Raw genomic sequence first — 18,080 nt, 5'->3', positions numbered from 1 at the left:
TCGGTTGCACAGCGGACGCAGTCGTATGCTGTGGGTCGTGAATGCCCTGTCCGTCGTCGTTGCCGTCCTGCTCTTCGCACTGGCCGGGCTCTGGACCACGGTCGGGGTCCGCGGTCTTCGCGGCTCTCTTCCCCGCAACCGCCGTCTCGGTGTTCGCACCGACGAGACCATGCGCTCCGATGAGGCCTTCCGCGTCGCGAACCGCGTCGCGGCACCCGGAACGCTCGGCGCGAGTGTGATCCTCGTCCTCGGTGCGGTCGCCACCCTGGCCGTCGACGGCGGTTGGTCCATCCTCTTCGGTGTCGTCGCCCTGGTGGCCGCGCTTGTCATCATCGGCCTGGTCAGCGCCATCGGCGTGCGCGCGGCTGCGACCGTACCGGCCGAGGACGCGGGCTGCTCCTGCTGCTCGGGTCATGACGACGCGCATTCCGCCGAGAAGCCGGCCGGGGCGGAGTCCGACCCGGCTGCCGACTGCGGCACCAGCAGCTGCGGTGCGTGCTCGCTGCGCGGCGTCTGCGCGAACGACACCGCGCAGGCCTGAGCGTCACCCGCCGTCGGCAGCTCTCACATATGCGCGCGCTCAAGAACCTCCTCGACCGTTCGCCGATCGACGGATTCATCCTCGCGATCGTGGCCGCGGTCGTCGTCGCCGCCTTCCTGCCCGTCCGCGGGGCCGCCGGGGACGCATTCGAGTGGATCGTCGTCGTCGCGATCGGTGCTCTGTTCTTCCTCTACGGCACGCGGCTGCACCCGCGCGAGGCTCTCGACGGCCTCAAGCACTGGCGGCTGCACCTGACGATTCTCGCGTTCACCTTCGTCGCGTTCCCGATCATCGGTCTGGCCCTCAAACCGGTCGTCGAGCCGCTGATCGGTGACGACCTCTATGCCGGGCTGCTGTTCCTGTGTCTGGTGCCCTCGACGGTGCAGTCGTCGATCGCGTTCACCTCCATCGCCAAGGGCAACGTCGCCGGCGCCATCGTCAGCGCCTCCGCGTCGAACATCCTCGGTGTGTTCCTCACCCCGGTACTCGTCGTCGCACTGATGCAGAACACCGGAGACGCCACCATCGACGCGTCGGCGATCCTGAAGATCGTGGCGCAGATCCTGGTGCCGTTCGTCGTCGGTCAGCTGGCACGACCGTGGGTCGGGCCGTTCTTCGCACGCCACGCCCACATCACCAAGCTGGCCGATCGCAGCGCCATCGTGCTCGTCGTCTACGTCGCCTTCAGCGAGGGCGTCGAGAACGGCATCTGGTCGTCGGTCGACGCAGTGCAGGTGATCGCCGTGTCGCTGATCTCGCTGGTGTTCGTCGTGGTCATGCTCGTGGTCACCGGATGGCTGCCCACGAAGCTCGGCTTCGACCGTGCCGACACCATCGCCATCCAGTTCTGCGGCACCAAGAAAAGCCTCGCCACCGGGCTCCCGATGGCCACCGTGCTCTTCGCCGGTTCGACCGTCGGCCTCATCGTCCTACCGCTGATGATCTTCCATCAGATCCAGCTCATCATCTGCTCGTGGCTGGCGACGCGGTACGGACGTGAGGCGGAGGCTGCGGAGACCTCCTGACGATTACCGGGGTCCACGGTCGAAAAAGTCACGGGCCGCGGCCTGTTCGATGCGGTCAGGTACGGATACGGGCGAGCACACGGCACGCCTGACTGTTTTGCCCGGTTGTCAGTTGCCACCGTGAAGGGACCACCGTGAGCTGATTTTTGCCACGAGGATGGGACCACCTGGATTGCCAGTTATGGGACCACCGGCGCGTCGCGTCGGTGGTCCCTTCGTTTTGCTCGTTGACTCAACTGCAAGATTCGCAGGAGGGGCGGCGGGCATGGGCTACCGGGAGGTTGCAGTGGAAGAGATCAGAGAAGTACTGCGTTTGTGGCTGGGCCTGGCGGTGGGATTGCCCTCGCCGGGACTACGCACGATCGCCGCTCACGCCGGAGTCGACCGCAAGACGGTGCGACGGTATGTACAGGCCGCGCAAGCGGCAGGATTGGTCCACGGCGCCGGTGCCGACGCGTTGACCGATGAGCTGATCGGGAGAATCGTGACCGCGGTACGCCCGGTCCGGCCCAACGGGCACGGGCAGGCATGGGAACAACTGGCCGGGTTCACCGATCAGATCAGAACCTGGGTCGCCGGTGATGGCGACCAGAAACCGTTGACACTGACTAAAATTCACATCCTGCTTGCCCGTCAGGGATGCCAGGTGCCCTATCGGACGTTGGTGAGGTTCGCGACCGAGCAATGCGGGTACCGGCGAACAACATCCACCGTGCGCGTGGACGACTGCGCTCCGGGTGCAGAATGTCAGCTCGATTTCGGGTACCTCGGGCTGCTCGATGACCCTGCCAGCGGCAAACGCCGCAAGGTCCATGCCCTGGTGATCACCGCGGTCTACTCGCGGCACACGTTCGTGTGGCTGACCCATTCACAAACCCTGGACGCGGTGATCACCGGCTGCCAAGCGGCGTGGGAATTCTTCGATGGGGTGTTCGCCGTCATCATCCCCGACAACATGAAACCCAGTGTCGCCCAGGCTGATGCAGTCAACCCACGGCTGAGTCGGGGATGGCTGGACTACGCAGCCCATGCCAGGTTCGTCACCGATACCGCTCGGGTGCGCACCCCGCAGGACAAACCCCGGGTCGAACGCACCATCCAGTACGTGCAGAAGAACTTTTGGGCCGGGGAAACCTTCACCGACCTCGACCATGCCCAGCAAGCAGCACGCACCTGGTGTGCTCACACCGCCGGCATGCGGGTGCACGGCACCACCGCAACCCAACCCGCGGTCGTCTTCGCCGCCGAGGAACACCGGCATCTGCTGCCGGTACCCCAGCAGCCCTACGATGTTCCGGTCTTCAAACAAGTGAAGGTGCACAAAGACTTTCACGCCTGTGTGGGTAAAGCGTTGTACTCGCTTCCAGAAACGTGGATCGGTACCACCGTCGATGTTCGCGCCGACTCCGAGACGGTGAAGTTCTATCACCGCGGCGAGCTGATCAAACAACACCCCCGACAAGGCGCGGGTGGTCGCAGCACCGATCCGGCGGACTACCCGGCAGATCTGGGTGCCTACGCCACCCGCAACATCACCGCCCAGCTGCAGCAATGCGAACGCTACGGCCCACATATCGGTCTCTACGCTGCGCGCATCGTTGATGACCCTCGCCCCTGGTCGCGCATGCGGGCGGTATACGCACTGATCGGGTTGGTCTCGACCTACGGAGCCGCACCAGTAGATGCGGCCTGCCAGTCAGCCCTCGCTCTCGATGTCATCGCGGTCACCAAGATCCGTTCCATGCTCGAACGTGGCACCGAAACCACCAGCCCAGCACTGCCCCGAGCCGCCGGTCACGCCCCCACCAGATTCACCCGTGACCCTTCCGAATTCGCCGCTGCCGCAGCAGCACTGACCCTCATTCCAGGCACCAAGGAGAACTAGAGACCATGACCACCCAACCAATCGGTGCTGACCTGCTCCGCTCACTCAAAGCCCTCAAACTCGGTGCGCTCGCTGACACCCTCCCGCAACGCGCCGCGTTGGCACGGCAACACAAAACCTCACACATCAACTTCCTCGAACAGCTACTTGCCGACGAAGTCTCACGCCGCGAATCACGCTCTGCCGCACTGCGATCAATCAAAGCAGGCCTGGACCCAGCCATGCGCATCGATAGCTGGCGGGCCGAAGACGACCTGCGTTATGACCGGGAACTACTCGAAGAACTGGCCACACTGCGATTCATCGAAGCCAAACAGTCAGCCATCATCCTCGGACCCGTCGGGGTCGGCAAAACACACCTAGCAACAGCTTTGGGCCACATGGCAATCGGCCGACGCCACACCGTCCTGTTCGCCCGCGCAGACAAACTGTTTCACCGACTCAAAGCCGCGCGCCTGGACAACAGCACCGACGCCGAACTCCGCAAACTCACCACCACCGAAGTCCTCGTCATCGACGACTTTGCCCTACGGCCCCTCGACGCCACCGAAACCAACGACTTTTACGAACTCATCGTCGAACGCCACCACACCAAGACCACCATCATCACCTCGAACCGAGAGCCCGCCGAGTGGCTGACCATGACCACCGACGCACTGCTGGCCCAATCGGCCATCGACCGATTGACCTCTCGAGCTCACACGCTGGTCGTGGAAGGCCCCTCGTACCGCCAGCGCCAACGCCCCGGACTTGACCGCCACGACCCCACCGCGCATCCTCAATAACGCGCCAAGGTGGTCCCATGCTCGTGGCAAACAGGTGGTCCCATAGCGGTGGCAAATGACACCCGGTGTTTGGCGGCATCCTGATCGGGGGACCCTGAGATGCACAGAGGTGCACCTTCTCCGGGGTCACCGGAGAAGGGTGAGCAATTCGAGGAAAGGCCTTCTCATGACCAGCCCCGAACCGTACCGGCAGCCCAATCCCGGTGCCGCGCCCGGCAATTCTGCGCCCCCGATCGCCACGCCCAACCCCGTAGGGTTCCGCCGAAATGTAGAGACAAAGGCTTCGACGAAGACGAGTGAACTGATCGCGTATGGGCTCGCCGTACTCGCCGTGGTGATCACCGCGCTCGTGGTGGGCGGTGGAGATGGCGACGTCGATCCGTTCGGTGCTGCCGACGCGCTCAAGTACATCACGTGGCTGACCGTCGGTTACATGATCGCGAGAGGCCTGGCTAAGTCGGGCAGTCCAGAACCGCAGGACGACGCTGGTGGGTACTGATCCGAACGACACCTGAACCGCGGACGCACACCGGCATCGCAGTCGGCGAAACCGCGCCCGCACAGATCGCACACGCTGGAGCCGTCGACCAAAAGGTCGACGGCTCCAGCGGTGTCGTCAGTGTGTTGGTCCGTCTCAGATCGACTGTCGCCGAGCGACCCTCGCCGTGTCAGTCACCGATTGGCGTGTCAGCCACCGACCGGCGTCGACAGCGGCAGGTTCACGAAGCTCGGCCGGCTCGGGTCGAGCTGGATGTGCTGCGGCTTCAGGCCCGACTCGTTCAGCAACGGGCGTAGCGGCAGACCGCGCGGGAAGTTCATCGCGAAGACGTCGACCCGCAGGCGATGACCCGGCTTCACGATCGCCTCGGTGGGCAGCAGCCCGATGTCTATGCTGACCGGACGTCCCGGAGCCACCGGCTGCCGTGAGGACAGTGTGAGGTTGTAGAACGGGTCGATCACGTCTCCGTTCGGCGCGAATTGCGATGCCGCGCGGTCGTATCCACGAAGCGACGCCATCACCTGTCCCGACGAGATCACCTTCGACGTGCCGTCGGGCGCGACGTCGTTGAGGGTGGCCGTCCAGTAGCCGTCGGTGGCGTCGAGCACGGTGTTCAGCCGAATGTTGGAGTACCCGGACACGCTGCGGGTCGTCGTGAGCGGGGGAGTGGTGAACGACAGTGCCGCGCGTTCGGAGATGCGGGCATCGTCGGCGCAGAACGGGAAGATCGCCAGCGCACCGGCCAGTTGCTGTGCCGCGTCGCGGGAACACATGGGGGCGAGGCCGGGGGCGATGGACATGCGTGCCCGCGACCGCGGGGCCTTCGTGGTCAGGCTGCCGTCGCGGACCGCGTGTGCCGCGGTACCGCTACGCCGGTCGCTCAGATAGAGGCGCTGACGCTCCATCCCGGCGCGCGGGAACTGCCGGGCGGTGATCCAGGAATCGCCCACCTGCTTGAGGTTCACCGGACCATAGGAGTCGATGCCGTTGTCGATTCCCTTAAGCCACTTGTCGAACCACGCCTTCTGCAGCACGTCGAGTCGCGGCGGCGTGCCGTCGCGACCCTGTTGCCCGCCGCCGATGGTCAGGTGATAGCCGTCGCCCATGATCAGCTGCTTGCGGCCCGGCGGCAGCGGGATCTTGTTGTACATGCGGACTTCGGAGTTGGTGAAGAGGTCGAACCAGCCGCCGTAGATGAGGGTCGGCGTGGTGATGTTCTCGGCACGGTCGAGCCAGGCGGACCGCGGTTCGGAGTTGTTCTCCAGCAACGCCTTCAGCTCCGGCGGCACCGACGCGACGTCGGGTGTGAGCAGTGCTGCGAAGAGTTGCGGATAGAAGGTCAGCGGGTCGGAGATCCGGTCGGCCAGCCACTTCCAGTCGAAGGTGCCGTTGAGCATCGACGCCACGTTCGGGATCATTTTCGTGGTGTTGACCAGAGTCAGCCACAGCGGCAGGAAGCCGACACCCAACGCCCCACCCGGCGCCACGATGTCTCGGATGAGATCACCGCCCGGTTCGACCGGGAAGATCGCCTTCAGTGCCTTCGGGTTCTTGTTGGCGGCTTGGATCTGGTTGATCGCGGAGTAGGAGACACCGGACATGCCGACCTTGCCGTTGGACCACCGCTGCTTCGACGCCCAGTTGATGACCTCGATGGTGTCGCGTTGCTCGCGGTCCTGGAAGACGTCCCACTTGCCCTGGGAGAAGCCGGTTCCGCGCACGTCGACGACGACCTGTGTGTAGCCGCTGCGGACGAGGTCGAAGTCGACGAGGAAAGTCTTGGCGCCCCCGTCGCGCAGGGTGTGCGCGATGTCGTTGATGCCGTCGATCGGCGTGCCGGACAGGTTGATGGACCGGGCGATCTGCAGCAGGAACGGCTCGAGCACCGGATGCTGCGTGACCGCGGATCCGACCGTGGTGATCAGCTTGGTGTACGGGGTCATGTTGACGATGACCGGCGTCTTCGTCGACGTCGGTCGTTCGCGGGCATCAGCAGGCCGATAGACGTTGGCGCGTAGGACGGTGCCGTCACTCATCCTGATCGGCACGTCCCAGCTGACGTTCACGCCGGCATAGGGTTGCGGGCCGTCGTGGCCCGCGGCCCAGCGCGCGGCGGCGGCCCCTCCCGTGGGTCCGCTCGGTGCGGCCCCCGCGACCGCGGTCGGCGCGACCAGCGCCGCGACGAGTGCGATCACCCCCGCCAGCAGACGAACGCTTCTCGACGACTTGCCCATGCACACCCCCGCGTGTGATGCGCCGCGACGACGTCAGAGCGTCGACGCGGCGGGAACCTGATCAAGCGATCACAACTTAGCATCGGGAGTGATGCGGGTCACGAGTCCTTTCGATACGCCCCTCCGCAAGCTCCGGGGCTACTCAAGGAGCGGGGGTCAGTTGAGGTCGATGGGATGCGTCGCGAGGAGCGGGGGTCAGTTGAGGTCGATGGGATGCGTCGCGAGGAGCGGGGGTCAGTTGAGGTCGATGGGATGCGTCGCGAGGAGCGGGGGTCAGTTGAGGTCGATGGGATGCGTCGCGAGGAACGGGGGTCAGTTGAGGCTGAGGTCGATGGGGTGAGTCGCGAGGAGCGGCAGCGGCCAGGGCTGCCGGCGGAGGATGTCGAACCAGACGTCGGTTGCGGGCGGGGCCAGCAGGTCGCGGGGGAGTGCCGAGGCGAGCATCCAGCTGAACTGGTCGAGTTCGTCGTCGAGCTGACCGATACCCCATCCGCTGTAGCCGGCGAAGATGCGCACGCCTTCGAGCACCTCGGCGAGCGGTTCCGGGTCGGCGTCGAGATCGACGAGCACGACGCGGCCGTCGACCGGGCGCAGAGCGGGATGGTCCTCGACGTCGTGACCGTGCTTCATGACGCCCAGGCACAGTGCCGCGTCCTGGTTGACCGGACCGCCGACGTAGAGCGCGCGCGGGGACGCCGCGATGTCCGTCCACTGGGGCAGCAGATTGTGCACCGCGGTCTGGCTCATGCGGTTGAGGATCACGCCGAGACTGCCGGCCTCGTTGTGCTCGATGACATAGATGACCGTGCGCGCGAAGGTCGGCTCGATGAGATCGGTCGACGCGATGAGTGCGGTTCCGGGCCGGACGCGATGGGTGGGATCTGCATCCCACGGGACCCCCGGCATGCGGCCACCGCCACCGCTGCCCGCCGAAGGATCCCCGGAGCGGAATTCCGGTGTGGGATCCTCTGCGTCGTCACCGCCCGCCACTCAGCCATCATCGCACGTCCGTCGAGTCCCGAACACGCCACAGTCGACGGACCCGCAACCCGTCGGTGAGTACGCTTGAACAAGTGAACAGCACCGAGGTGAGCCGCCGCCGAGGCTGGTCGGTGTTCATCGATTCGCTCCGTCATTCACCAGGCCTGGGACGGTTGCTGTTCGTCCGTCTCTCCAGCCAAGTCACCGACGGGATCTTCCAGGCCGCACTCGTCGGAAGCATCCTCTTCAACCCCGAACGCCACGCGGATCCGCTCGCCGTCGCCGGGGGTCTCGCGGTGCTGTTGTTGCCGTATTCGCTCATCGGACCGTTCGCGGGAGCACTGCTCGACCACTGGGATCGACGCAATGTGCTGCTGTACGCGAACCTGTTGCGCGGCGCGATCATCGGACTCGTCGCGATCGCGGTCGCCTCCGGGGCCCCCGATGTCGTGGTGCTGATCTCGGCGCTCGCCGCCACCGGCGCGAGCCGGTTCGTGGCCGCCGGCCTGTCCGCCGGACTCCCGCACGTCGCCCGGCGCGAGGTGATCGTGGCGACCAATGCGCTGTTCACCACCCTCGGTGGCGCGATGCTGAGCGTCGGGCTCGGGATCACGCTGGGTCTGCGCGCGATCTTCGGCGACGACAATTCGGGCAGTGCACTCACCATGCTGGCAGGCATCGCACTCGCCGTCGTGTCCGGCGGTCTGGCCCACCGATTCCGACCGCTGCAGCTGGGTCCCGACGTACCCGACGATCCGGGCAGGTCGGCGTTCCACGCGGTGTCGGTAGGTCTGTGGCACGGCGCCCGGGCGGTCGCGCACCACAAGACCGTTGCGGCCGCACTCACGGCCATCGGCGCCCACCGGCTCGTGTTCGGCATGAACACGCTCATGATCCTGGTGCTGACGCGGCAGATGGGACCCGGAGACGGGCTCGACCGCGTCAGCCTCGTCATCGGATTCACCGGAGCCGGTGCCCTCCTCGCCGCGGTGGTCACCCCGATCGCGGTGGCCCGCGTCGGGCGGTACCCGACGCTGATGTGCGCGCTGGCCATCGGGGCGATCGCCGAGGTCACGGTCCTCGGATTCCACTTCGCGGTGATCTGTGGGTCGGCGTTCGTGCTGGGGTTGATCGGTCAGGTCGCCAAGTTGTGCGGCGATGTCGCGATGCAGGTCGACGTCGGCGACGCGGTGCGAGGTCAGGTGTTCTCGGTGCAGGACGCGGTGTTCAACATCGCCTACGTCGGCGCGGTCACCGTGGCGGCCGTGGCGATCCCCGTCGACGGTCATGCCACCGTGCTCGTCGTCCTCGGCGTGGCGCTGTACCTCCTGGGCATGGTGGCGGTACGTGCCCTGTACAACCGCGCCGTGGCGGTCGGTGAGCCGACGGCCGGCCCACAGGCCCTCACCGACCCCGCCGCGTGAACCGCGGATCGCGCCTGTCATAGGCGGCGTCGGCGACCCCGTCCCCGTTCAGATCCACCACCACCGTGTCGGTCGTGCCGTCGCCGTCGGCGTCGACGTACAGGCGCTCGGCCACGACCCGACCGCCCCTCTCCGCCCCCACCAGTTCGGCATCGGCGTCTCCGTCCGCGTCCAGGTCGAGTCTCAGGAGGCGTGACCCGTCGGGTTCACCCGAGGTGTGGTCCTCGGGCGCCGGGTCGTGGGGAGCACCGGCACCCAGGGCGTCACGGGCAACGGCCCGGTCCCACAGACCCGCGCCGGAATCGCGGTAGAACGCGTCGGGCACGTCATCGTCATCGGTGTCGAGCGCGGCCGCGTCGGCGATGCCGTCGGCGTCGGTGTCCCACATCGCGTCGTCGCGCCGACCGTCACCGTCGAAATCGAGTCGGACCGCGTCGGGCCCGGCATCGCCGAGAGTGGTGTCTGCAGGAGTGGACCAGCGCGTCGTCGAACCGTCGCCGGGCCCGAAGAGATACTCGATCACCGGGTCCATGCGTTGTTGGACGCAAGCACCACCCCGCCCGGTTCCATCGATCGCATGCCACATCACACCCGGCGTGTGACCGAGACCGTCCGTACCCGGTAGGTTGAGGCCCTATGTACGTCAGCGACCTCGGCGAGCAATGGCATGCAGCGCGGCTGAAACCAGCCCTCGCGCATCTCGACTCCGCCTCCGCCGGCCGATCGTCGTACGCGGTGATCGGTGCGATGACCGCGCACCTGTGGCGTGAGACCGAGCGCGGTTCCTACGTCGCCGCCGACGATCGCGCCGAGGAAATCGCCCGCGACACACGCAATCTCGCCGCACTGCTCGGGCACACGGCGGACGAGATCATCTTCCGCGAGAGCGCCCGTGCAGCACTGCGCGCACTGCTCACCAACTGGAGTCTCCCCGTCACCTCGACGGTCTGGGTGGCCAAGAACGAGTTCGGCCCCAACCTCGAGGAGTTCGAGCGTCGAGGCTACGCCGTGCACACCATGCCCGACGGCGACGTGTACGGCCACATCGACACCGATGCGCTCGAGAACATGCTGCAGTTCGAGCAGCCCGACTTCATCCACGTCTGCCACATCGGGTCGATGTCCGGCGCGGTGCAGCCGGTCGCGCGGATCGTCGAACTCGCCCACCGAGCCGGCGTGCCCGTGGTCGTCGACATGGCCCAGTCGGTCGGTCACGTCCCCACCGTGACCGGCGCCGATGTCGTCTACGGCACCAGCCGCAAGTGGCTGACCGGCCCGCGCGGCGTCGGATTCGTCGCGGTACGCCGAGACTCGTTGCGGCCGGTCGAGATCGACGGATCAGATGCTTTCATCGCCGGCCGTCTCGGACTCGGGATCGCGGTCCGCGAACTCCTGGACATCGGACAACAACGGGTCTTTCGTGAGCTGGCGACGATCGGCAAGGCCACCCGCGAGCGGCTGCACGGCATCGCCAGCTGGGAGGTCCTCGAACCCCTCGACGAGCCGTCGGCGATCGTGACCCTGGCGCCGCCCCCCGGTTGGCAGTTCGACGACGTGGCCGCCGCGCGGGACAAGTTGCTCTCGCTCGGCATCCTGGTCACCGCGGCCGACGCCTGGCGTGCCCCGCTGGCAACCGAGACGCCCGTCCTCCGGCTGAGCCCACACCTCGACGTACAGCGAGAAGACCTCGACCGTCTCGCAGATGCGTTGCGCACCATGGGTTATTGACAGATCGATCAGCCTCTCAGGGATCCAGGACGGCCACGTGAAATCCGACGAAGACGGCGCTCCGCGCCGCAGCGACGACATGCCCGAACCGAGAGACGACCTCGGTGACGACGAAGATCCGCGTCGGGTGCGTTCCCGAACACGACTCGTCGACGCGGCGGTGTCGTTGCTGAAGAGCGGTGGAGTGGAAGCGGTGACCGTGAACGCCGTCAGCCGTGCGTCCAAGGTCGCGCGAACCACCCTGTACCGGCATTTCGGCACCACTGGTGATCTGCTCGCGGCGGCCTTCGACCGTCTGCTTCCCGACCCGATCGAACCCACGGAACTCACCGGCTCGTTACGTGAACAGCTCGTCGAACTGATGCACCAGAACGCCGCGCTCGCCGACAGCGCGCCGATGCACACGACCGTGCTGGCCTGGCTGGCCATCAGCACCGACTCGCCGGAGCACACCACCGATCGCGAACGCCGACTGGCCGAGTTGCGGGAGCGGGTCATCGCCCAGTATCGCGCACCACTCGACCATTTCCTCGACACCGACATCGCACAGGCCGAGCTCGGGGACGTCGACCACGACCTGGCTGTCCTGCAACTCGCCGGTCCGCTGGTCTTCGCCCGCCTTTCCGGGATATTGACCCTGACCGCAGCCGATCGTGAGCGGATCGTCGACGACTTCCTCGCAGCCCACCGAAAGTCCTGATTTCCCGCGCGTCGACCCCCTTCGCAAGTTTCGATACATCCTGTAGCGTTGCGATCCAGTATGTATCGGATCGGGGAGGTCGTCGTGGACGCTGTCAGCAAGACCGATCACGTGCCGCCCCCGGCCGGTGGCCGGCAGCCGAAACCGCAGGGACGTGGCGAGTACAGCCGGACCCTGGAACGGCTCGCTCGGTTCACACTGCGACACAAACTCGCCGTGGTCGGGGCGTGGATCGCGGCCGCGGCTGCGCTCGCGATCCTGTTCCCGCAGCTGGAAGCCGTCGTCCGAGAGCAGTCGCTCGATCCGCTACCCCGCGACGTCGCGTCCTTCCAGTCCCTGGACCGGATGGGGGAGGCCTTCGACGAGAAGGGCGCGACCAACTCTGTCTTCGTCACGATGGAGAACCCGGCAGGACTGTCCGAAACCGTCCGGGATCGCTACGAGACGATGGTCGACCGGCTACGTTCCGATTCCGAGCACGTGCTGTCGGTCCGTGACCTCGTCGGTGATCCCCGGACTGCGCGTCAGGCCACCAGCGCGGACGGGCAAGCGTGGTACCTGCCGGTCGGCGTCGCCGGAACAATCGGCGGCACCACCTCCACTCTGGCGATCGAAGCGGTTCGGGAGATCGCGCGGGAGGCGTTCGACGGCACCGGAACGTCGGTGCACGTCACCGGACCGCCCGCCACCTTCAGCGACCAGATCACCACCGCCGAAGCCGATCTGACCGTGATCACCCTGGCGACGATCGCGCTGATCGTGACGATCCTGCTGATCGTCTACCGCTCGGTGTTCACCGCGCTTCTCCCGCTCATCGTCGTCGGCATGAGCCTCGCGGTGGGCCGAGGACTGCTGTCGTGGTTCGGCCAGTCGGGTTTCCCGCTGTCCCAGTTCACCATTGCGTTCATGACGGCGATCCTGCTCGGCGCGGGTGTGGACTACTCGGTCTTCTTCATCAGCAGATTCCACGAAAGACTCCGACAGGGCATGGATCCCGACGACGCCATCGTCGACGCCGCCGCCTCGATCGGACGAGTCATCCTCGCCTCGGCGGCGACTGTCGCCCTGGCGTTCCTCGCGATGCTTCTCGCGAAGTTGAGTGCATTCGCGTCGGTCGGTCCCGCCTGCGCGGTCGCGGTCGTCGTGGGGTTCGCCGCAACGGTGACCTTGTTGCCACCTCTGCTGTCCACGGCAGCGCGCCGCGGCATCGGTCTGCCCCGCACCGAACTCACCAGGAAGTACTGGAACAGGGTGGGTGTGTTGGTGATTCGCAGACCGGTCCCCCTCTTCGCCGTCAGCATGGTCGCGCTCCTCGCGCTGAGCGCTGTGGCCGCGACCATGCAGGTCACCTACGACGACCGCGCCGGTCAGCCCGCCGAATCCGACAGCAACCTCGGCTACGCGTTGCTGGACAGCCACTTTCCGCGAGATACCGTGATCGCGGAGTTCCTCCTGATCCAGTCACCTCGGGACATGCGCACCGCACGCGGACTCGCCGACTTGGAGCAGATGGCGACGCGGGTCGCGCAGATGCCCGGGGTCACCAGAGTCGTCGGGATAACCCGACCGACCGGCTCCCGTCTCGAACAGGCCGAGTTGCCCTGGCAGAACGCTCGAATCGGCGACGAGGTGCAGAAGTCCGTCGATGCCGGCAATTCCCGACGTGGCCAGTTGGAGACCCTCGCAGGCGGGGCCGACCAACTTGCGGACGCTCTGGCACTCCTCGATCGGCAGATCAGCGAGGGCCTCGCACCACTCGCACCGTTGCTGACCCAGGTGCAATCCACGGGTTCGGCTCTGTCACAGTACGAACCGTTGTTGTCGGTGCTGGCAGACAACGCACCCGCGATCGACAACCTGATGCGTACGAGCAACTCGCTACGGTCGGCAGCGGAAAGCGTCGACAACGCGATCACCGCACTCGCGCCTGTGGTGCCCCAATTGGACATGCCCTGGTGCGACGCTGTGCCGACGTGTGTCCAGCTCCGCACCCGGGCAAGCGATCTGGTGCGCACACACCGCAGCGGGCTCTTCACCGACATGGCCCGGCTCGGCGACGATCTTCAGTCCGCAGACACCCCGGTATCTGAGGTCGTCGGCCGATTGCAGAGTGCGGCAAATTCATTGAACCAGACGGTGGGTTCGATCCCGGCCGACCTGTCCGGACAGCTGACACAGTTACAGAGCGGAGTACATCAGCTGGCCGAGGGGGCCGGACTCCTCGCCGACGGGGTTCGATCCCTGGTCGACTCGAATCTCGACATGCTCGGGGGCATGTCACAGCTCGCCACCCAGCTACGCGCAGCCTCACGAGACGTCGGCGGCACCGATTCGGCCGTCGGTTTCTACCTACCGCCGAACGCCTTCGACGACGACCGATTTGCCTATGCTGCACAGCAGTTCGTCTCTCCGGACGGCAAGACCGTCCGATTCATCGTGCAGACATCCAGCGATCCCTACTCGGCCGACGCGATGCGTCTCAGCGAGCGGATCCAGGGCGTCGCCGAAAGCGCGTTGCCCAACACCACTCTCGACGCCGCCGAGGTCTCCATGGCGGGCTTCCCCGCGATCAACTCCGACCTCCAGGAGTTGATGACCAGGGACTTCTGGGTACTGGCCCTTGCGACGCTCCTCATCGTCGGACTGATCCTGATGGCGCTACTCCGCGCGCTCGTGGCACCGCTCTACCTGTTGATGACCGTGGTACTCAACTACGCCGCAACACTCGGAGTGGGAGTCGTGTTCTTCCAGTACATCCTGGGCGAATCCATCCACTGGACGGTTCCCCTGCTGGCCTTCATCGTCCTCGTCGCCGTCGGCGCCGACTACAACATGCTCCTGGTCTCGCGATTGCGGGAGGAGTCGATCACGAGCACCAGGGTCAGTGTGCTGCGCACCATCGTCAAGACCGGTTCCGTGATCACCTCGGCCGGGATCATCTTCGCGGGCAGCATGTTCGGGCTCATGGCCGGGTCGGTGTCCACGCTGGTGCAGGCGGGCTTCATCATCGGAATGGGCCTCCTGCTGGACACGTTCGTCGTCCGGACAATCGTCGTCCCCCTCATCGCGGCGAAGCTCGGCACCGTGAACTGGTGGCCGAGAAGGCCCCACCAGTGCGCACCACACCGCCAACAGGCGACCTCGCCGGTCGGAGCGGCGCCGGCCGGCGATGTCAGGCGAGTGTGACGCCCACGATCGTCTCGATCTCGGGCCGGGCCAGGTCCGCGTCGCGCCGGACCAACCCGATCCGCGTCCGCCTGTGCAGGACGTCGTCGACGTCGACGGCCCCCTCGTGCGTGACCGCGAACTCGATCTCGGCGCGGGTGACGTCGATACCGGGCGCGACCGGCTCCAGCGGTCGGTCGACGGTGGCCGACTCGACGACCGTCGGCGCCTCGCCGCCGAAGCGCGCGACCAGCGACGGTGGGAGTCGCGACTCACGCGGGTCGCGCAGGGCTCCGACCAGCGCGGTCGTGGTGGTGACACACTCACCCGCGGTCAGTTCGGTGGTGGCCAGGGCGGCGTCGACCGCATCCTCGGCCATCCGGCGGTAGGTGGTGAGTTTGCCCCCGAGCACGGTCACCAGGCCGTCGCCGCGAACTCGGACGTGGTGCCGGCGGGAGACGTCCGCGAGGCCTTCCGATGCCACGCCATCGGCGGTCCCGCGCTCGTCGATGAGCGGCCGCAGACCGGCGAACACGCCGGTGATGTCGGAGCGATCGAGAGGCCGTGTCAGTGCCGGGTTGATCCCGTCGAGCAGGAAGTCGATCTCGGCGTCGTCCGGGGTGGGGACATCCGGGATCGGGCCCGGGGCAGCGACATCGGTGATTCCGATGTAGACGCGACCCAACTGGGCGGGCAAGGCGAAGACGTACCGGGACAACGAATTTCCCGCCGGTACGGTCAGCGCGGCGGTCGGGTTGCCCAAGGTCGCCGCGTCGACGACGAGATGTGTTCCGCGGCTGGGGTGCACGGCGATCGAGTCGTCGACCGATCCGGACCACACCCCGGCGGCGTTCACCACCATCCGTGCGCCGACGTCGAAGCTCTCCCCCGAGAAGAGATCGGTGAGCGTGGCACCCCGACCGTCGACCCGATCGGCTCGGGTGTGCGTGCAGATCAACGCGCCGTACGCGGCCGCGGTGCGCGCCACGGCGACGACGAGCCTCGCGTCGTCGATCAACTGGCCGTCGGTGGTCGACACACCGCCGCGGAGTCCGGCCGGCGACAGGGTCGGGCACCGCCCGAGGGTCTCCATGACCGACATCCGCGACGGCGGCGGCAACAGCGAGCTCGACGTTCCCGCAGTGCGGCGCAACAGATCTCCCGCACGCATACCGACGCGGAGAATCGAGGTCTGGCGCTCACCACGATCGGGAAGGATCTGCCGAAGCGGCGAGATCAGGTGTGGGGCAATCGACGTCATCAGATGGTGTCGCTCGACAGCACTCTCCCGAGCGATCCGCACGTCACCTTTCGCGAGGTACCGGAGTCCGCCGTGGACGAGTTTGCTGCTCCACCGCGAGGTGCCGGACGCGAGGTCGCCTTGCTCGACGAGGGCGACACGGAGACCACGGGTGGCGGCGTCGAGCGCGACACCGACACCGGTGATCCCGCCGCCGACGACGAGGAGGTCGACCGGTTCGGCGGTCGACGCCAGCGACTCGAGAGCCCGTCGGCGGGTTCGAACGGACAACGTGGCCATCAGAACGACACCCTCACGGCACCGGTCGCAGGTAGCCGACGACCACGCTGTGGAGTTCGGTACCCCATCCCTCGGCCAGGATGTCCGACACCAGCGCGCCCGACTGTAGGAAACTCTGCGCGATCAACAGCACCATCGACGCCATCCGCTTGGCGTCGCCGGCGCGTACCTGTTTGCGACCCTGACCGTGCGCGAGCATGTCCGCCAGCAGGGCCAGCATCCCTTGCTGACTGGTGCCGAGACGTTCGAACACATAGGGCGCCATGAAGTCGCGCTGTTCACGCCACAGCGACGAGATGAGTTCGCTGTCGCGCAACGCCCCGACCACCGTCACCACCTGGTCGGCCAGTGCGTCGAGGTCCTCGGGCTCACCGCGCTCGCCGACCACCTCGTCGACGATGGTGAGAACCTCGCGGGTGAGCAGATCACGGATGATCTCGGTGATGTCGGACCAGCGCCGGTAGACAGTGGGACGACTCACCCCTGCTCGGCGGGCGACCTCGGAGACGGTCACCTTGCGACCGCCATTACGCAGCAGGCAGACCCTGGCTGCGTCCAGAACGAGATCCCCGATCTCCTCGTTACGGATTGACATGATGTGTAACACTGTAACGGATCACTCAATCGGCGGGGGGCCGACCAGATGACCATCGAACACGCCACGATCGTGGCCAGCCCATACGCGCGGCACGGAACCGGCCTGCGCGTGGCCCATCACGCCGCCGATCTTCTGAGGGCTCAGGAGATCGAGGTCGAGGTCATCGTCGGTGAGGACATGGCCGACGCCGCCGACCTCGCCGGAAAGGCCGCCCGGGGCGACACCGACGTCCTGGCCGTCGCAGGCGGGGACGGCACGATCCGGCTCGCGGTGGAGGCCAGCATCGGCTCGGGCAAGCCCCTCGCCGTCATCCCCGCCGGCAGCGGCAACGACTTCGCCCGCAATCTCGGCATCCCGCTCGACACCGCCGAAGCCGTCAAGGTGATTCTCGGCGGCCACCGGGAGCCCGTCGACCTGGGCCGCGTCAGCTTCCCCGACGGCCGGACCGCGCTGTTCGCCACGGTCGCCGCCACCGGTTTCGACGCGGCGGTGACCGCACGCGCCATCGACATGCGCTGGCCCCGCGGCCAGGCGCGCTACACGATCGCCGCGCTGCTCGAACTCATCGCCCTGCGGTCCCGGCACTATCAGGTCCGTGTCGACGACGACACCGTCGAGGCCGACCTCATCTTCGCCGCCATCGGGAACACCACGTCGTACGGCGGCGGGATGCGGATCACCCCGACGGCATCGGTGTCCGACGGACTGCTCGACGTCACGCTTGCGAAGAACCCGCCGCGCCTGGCCCGACCGACGCTCGCCGGCGTCTTCCCGAAGGTGTTCACCGGCAAGCACGTCGATCACCCCCTGGTCCAGACGATGCGCGGCTCAGAGGTCGAGCTGTACTGCGATCCGCCCGCACTGGTGTCCGTCGACGGCGATCTCGTCGGCGAACTGCCCGCGGTGTTCGAGGCGGTCCCGCGCGCGATCGAGGTGCTCACGCCGGCGGCGCGGCATCACTCCGGGAGCTGACAC

Annotated in this window: 15 protein-coding genes; 10 read left to right on the top strand and 5 right to left on the bottom strand. The window is 66.8% G+C overall.

Translation table 11 applies throughout. The features are described 5' to 3' along the window. The first annotated feature begins 25 nt into the window (after positions 1–25). The 5 genes from IHQ52_RS04365 (at position 26) to IHQ52_RS04345 (ending at position 4,735) form a co-directional block, all read left to right on the top strand. Positions 26–541, top strand: a complete 516-nt coding sequence (locus IHQ52_RS04365) for an SdpI family protein (protein ID WP_024499038.1) — start codon at positions 26–28, stop codon at positions 539–541. A 29-nt stretch (positions 542–570) separates the two neighbouring features. Continuing rightward, positions 571–1,566 carry a bile acid:sodium symporter family protein gene (locus IHQ52_RS04360; protein ID WP_024499037.1) on the top strand — a complete coding sequence of 332 codons (996 nt, stop codon included), beginning with the start codon at positions 571–573 and terminating at the stop codon, positions 1,564–1,566. A gap of 157 nt (positions 1,567–1,723) precedes the next feature. Then, positions 1,724–3,451, top strand: a complete 1,728-nt coding sequence (istA, locus tag IHQ52_RS04355) for an IS21 family transposase (protein WP_316249309.1) — start codon at positions 1,724–1,726, stop codon at positions 3,449–3,451. 5 nt (positions 3,452–3,456) lie between these two features. Then, positions 3,457–4,236, top strand: coding sequence for an IS21-like element helper ATPase IstB (istB, locus tag IHQ52_RS04350; protein WP_191834619.1), 780 nt, complete (start codon positions 3,457–3,459; stop codon positions 4,234–4,236). Positions 4,237–4,402: 166 nt separating this feature from the next. Next, on the top strand, positions 4,403–4,735 hold the full coding sequence (locus IHQ52_RS04345) for a hypothetical protein (protein ID WP_024497959.1): 333 nt from the start codon (positions 4,403–4,405) through the stop codon (positions 4,733–4,735). 188 nt (positions 4,736–4,923) lie between these two features. On the opposite strand, the gene IHQ52_RS04340 is transcribed toward IHQ52_RS04345, so the two are convergent. Further along, positions 4,924–6,969 carry a CocE/NonD family hydrolase gene (locus IHQ52_RS04340; protein WP_024497958.1) on the bottom strand — a complete coding sequence of 682 codons (2,046 nt, stop codon included), beginning with the start codon at positions 6,967–6,969 and terminating at the stop codon, positions 4,924–4,926. Between the two features lie 312 nt (positions 6,970–7,281). Then, positions 7,282–7,875 (bottom strand): YqgE/AlgH family protein, encoded by a 594-nt coding sequence (locus IHQ52_RS04335; protein ID WP_081712392.1) that lies wholly within the window; start codon positions 7,873–7,875, stop codon positions 7,282–7,284. Between the two features lie 167 nt (positions 7,876–8,042). On the opposite strand from IHQ52_RS04335, the gene IHQ52_RS04330 reads away from it, so the two are divergent. Then, the gene (locus IHQ52_RS04330; RefSeq protein WP_024497956.1) at positions 8,043–9,374 is read left to right on the top strand and encodes an MFS transporter; all 1,332 of its coding nucleotides are present in this window, start codon (positions 8,043–8,045) and stop codon (positions 9,372–9,374) included. On the opposite strand, the gene IHQ52_RS04325 is transcribed toward IHQ52_RS04330, so the two are convergent. Next, on the bottom strand, positions 9,355–9,906 hold the full coding sequence (locus IHQ52_RS04325; protein WP_024497955.1) for a hypothetical protein: 552 nt from the start codon (positions 9,904–9,906) through the stop codon (positions 9,355–9,357). The two genes, IHQ52_RS04330 and IHQ52_RS04325, sit on opposite strands and share 20 nt — an antisense overlap. 104 nt (positions 9,907–10,010) lie before the next feature. Between IHQ52_RS04325 and IHQ52_RS04320 the strand changes: the two genes are divergently transcribed. From IHQ52_RS04320 to IHQ52_RS04310, 3 genes are read left to right on the top strand one after another with little or no spacing between them, the layout of a single operon-like run. Further along, a complete protein-coding gene (locus IHQ52_RS04320; RefSeq protein WP_006438696.1) occupies positions 10,011–11,102 on the top strand; it encodes an aminotransferase class V-fold PLP-dependent enzyme in 1,092 nt (363 codons plus the stop codon). 37 nt (positions 11,103–11,139) lie between these two features. Beyond that, positions 11,140–11,802, top strand: a complete 663-nt coding sequence (locus tag IHQ52_RS04315; protein ID WP_006438697.1) for a TetR/AcrR family transcriptional regulator — start codon at positions 11,140–11,142, stop codon at positions 11,800–11,802. Positions 11,803–11,862: 60 nt separating this feature from the next. Next, entirely contained in the window at positions 11,863–14,988 is a 3,126-nt protein-coding gene (locus IHQ52_RS04310; protein WP_006438698.1) for an MMPL/RND family transporter, read from the top strand. Here the strand turns inward: IHQ52_RS04310 and IHQ52_RS04305 are convergent. Together IHQ52_RS04305 and IHQ52_RS04300 are read right to left on the bottom strand one after the other, a co-directional pair. Then, the gene (locus tag IHQ52_RS04305) at positions 14,975–16,507 is read right to left on the bottom strand and encodes a glycerol-3-phosphate dehydrogenase/oxidase (RefSeq protein ID WP_006438699.1); all 1,533 of its coding nucleotides are present in this window, start codon (positions 16,505–16,507) and stop codon (positions 14,975–14,977) included. The two genes, IHQ52_RS04310 and IHQ52_RS04305, sit on opposite strands and share 14 nt — an antisense overlap. Before the next feature lie 13 nt (positions 16,508–16,520). Beyond that, positions 16,521–17,102 (bottom strand): TetR/AcrR family transcriptional regulator, encoded by a 582-nt coding sequence (locus IHQ52_RS04300; RefSeq protein ID WP_040005084.1) that lies wholly within the window; start codon positions 17,100–17,102, stop codon positions 16,521–16,523. A 48-nt stretch (positions 17,103–17,150) separates the two neighbouring features. On the opposite strand from IHQ52_RS04300, the gene IHQ52_RS04295 reads away from it, so the two are divergent. After that, complete coding sequence (locus tag IHQ52_RS04295) at positions 17,151–18,077, top strand: diacylglycerol/lipid kinase family protein (protein ID WP_006438701.1); 927 nt, start codon at positions 17,151–17,153, stop codon at positions 18,075–18,077. Positions 18,078–18,080: the final 3 nt, after the last annotated feature.

Source organism: Gordonia amicalis (genome assembly GCF_022059885.1).
GTDB lineage: Bacteria > Actinomycetota > Actinomycetes > Mycobacteriales > Mycobacteriaceae > Gordonia > Gordonia amicalis.
Note: the sequence above shows the minus strand (reverse complement) of the source record. Positions and strands in the feature narration are given on the sequence as shown.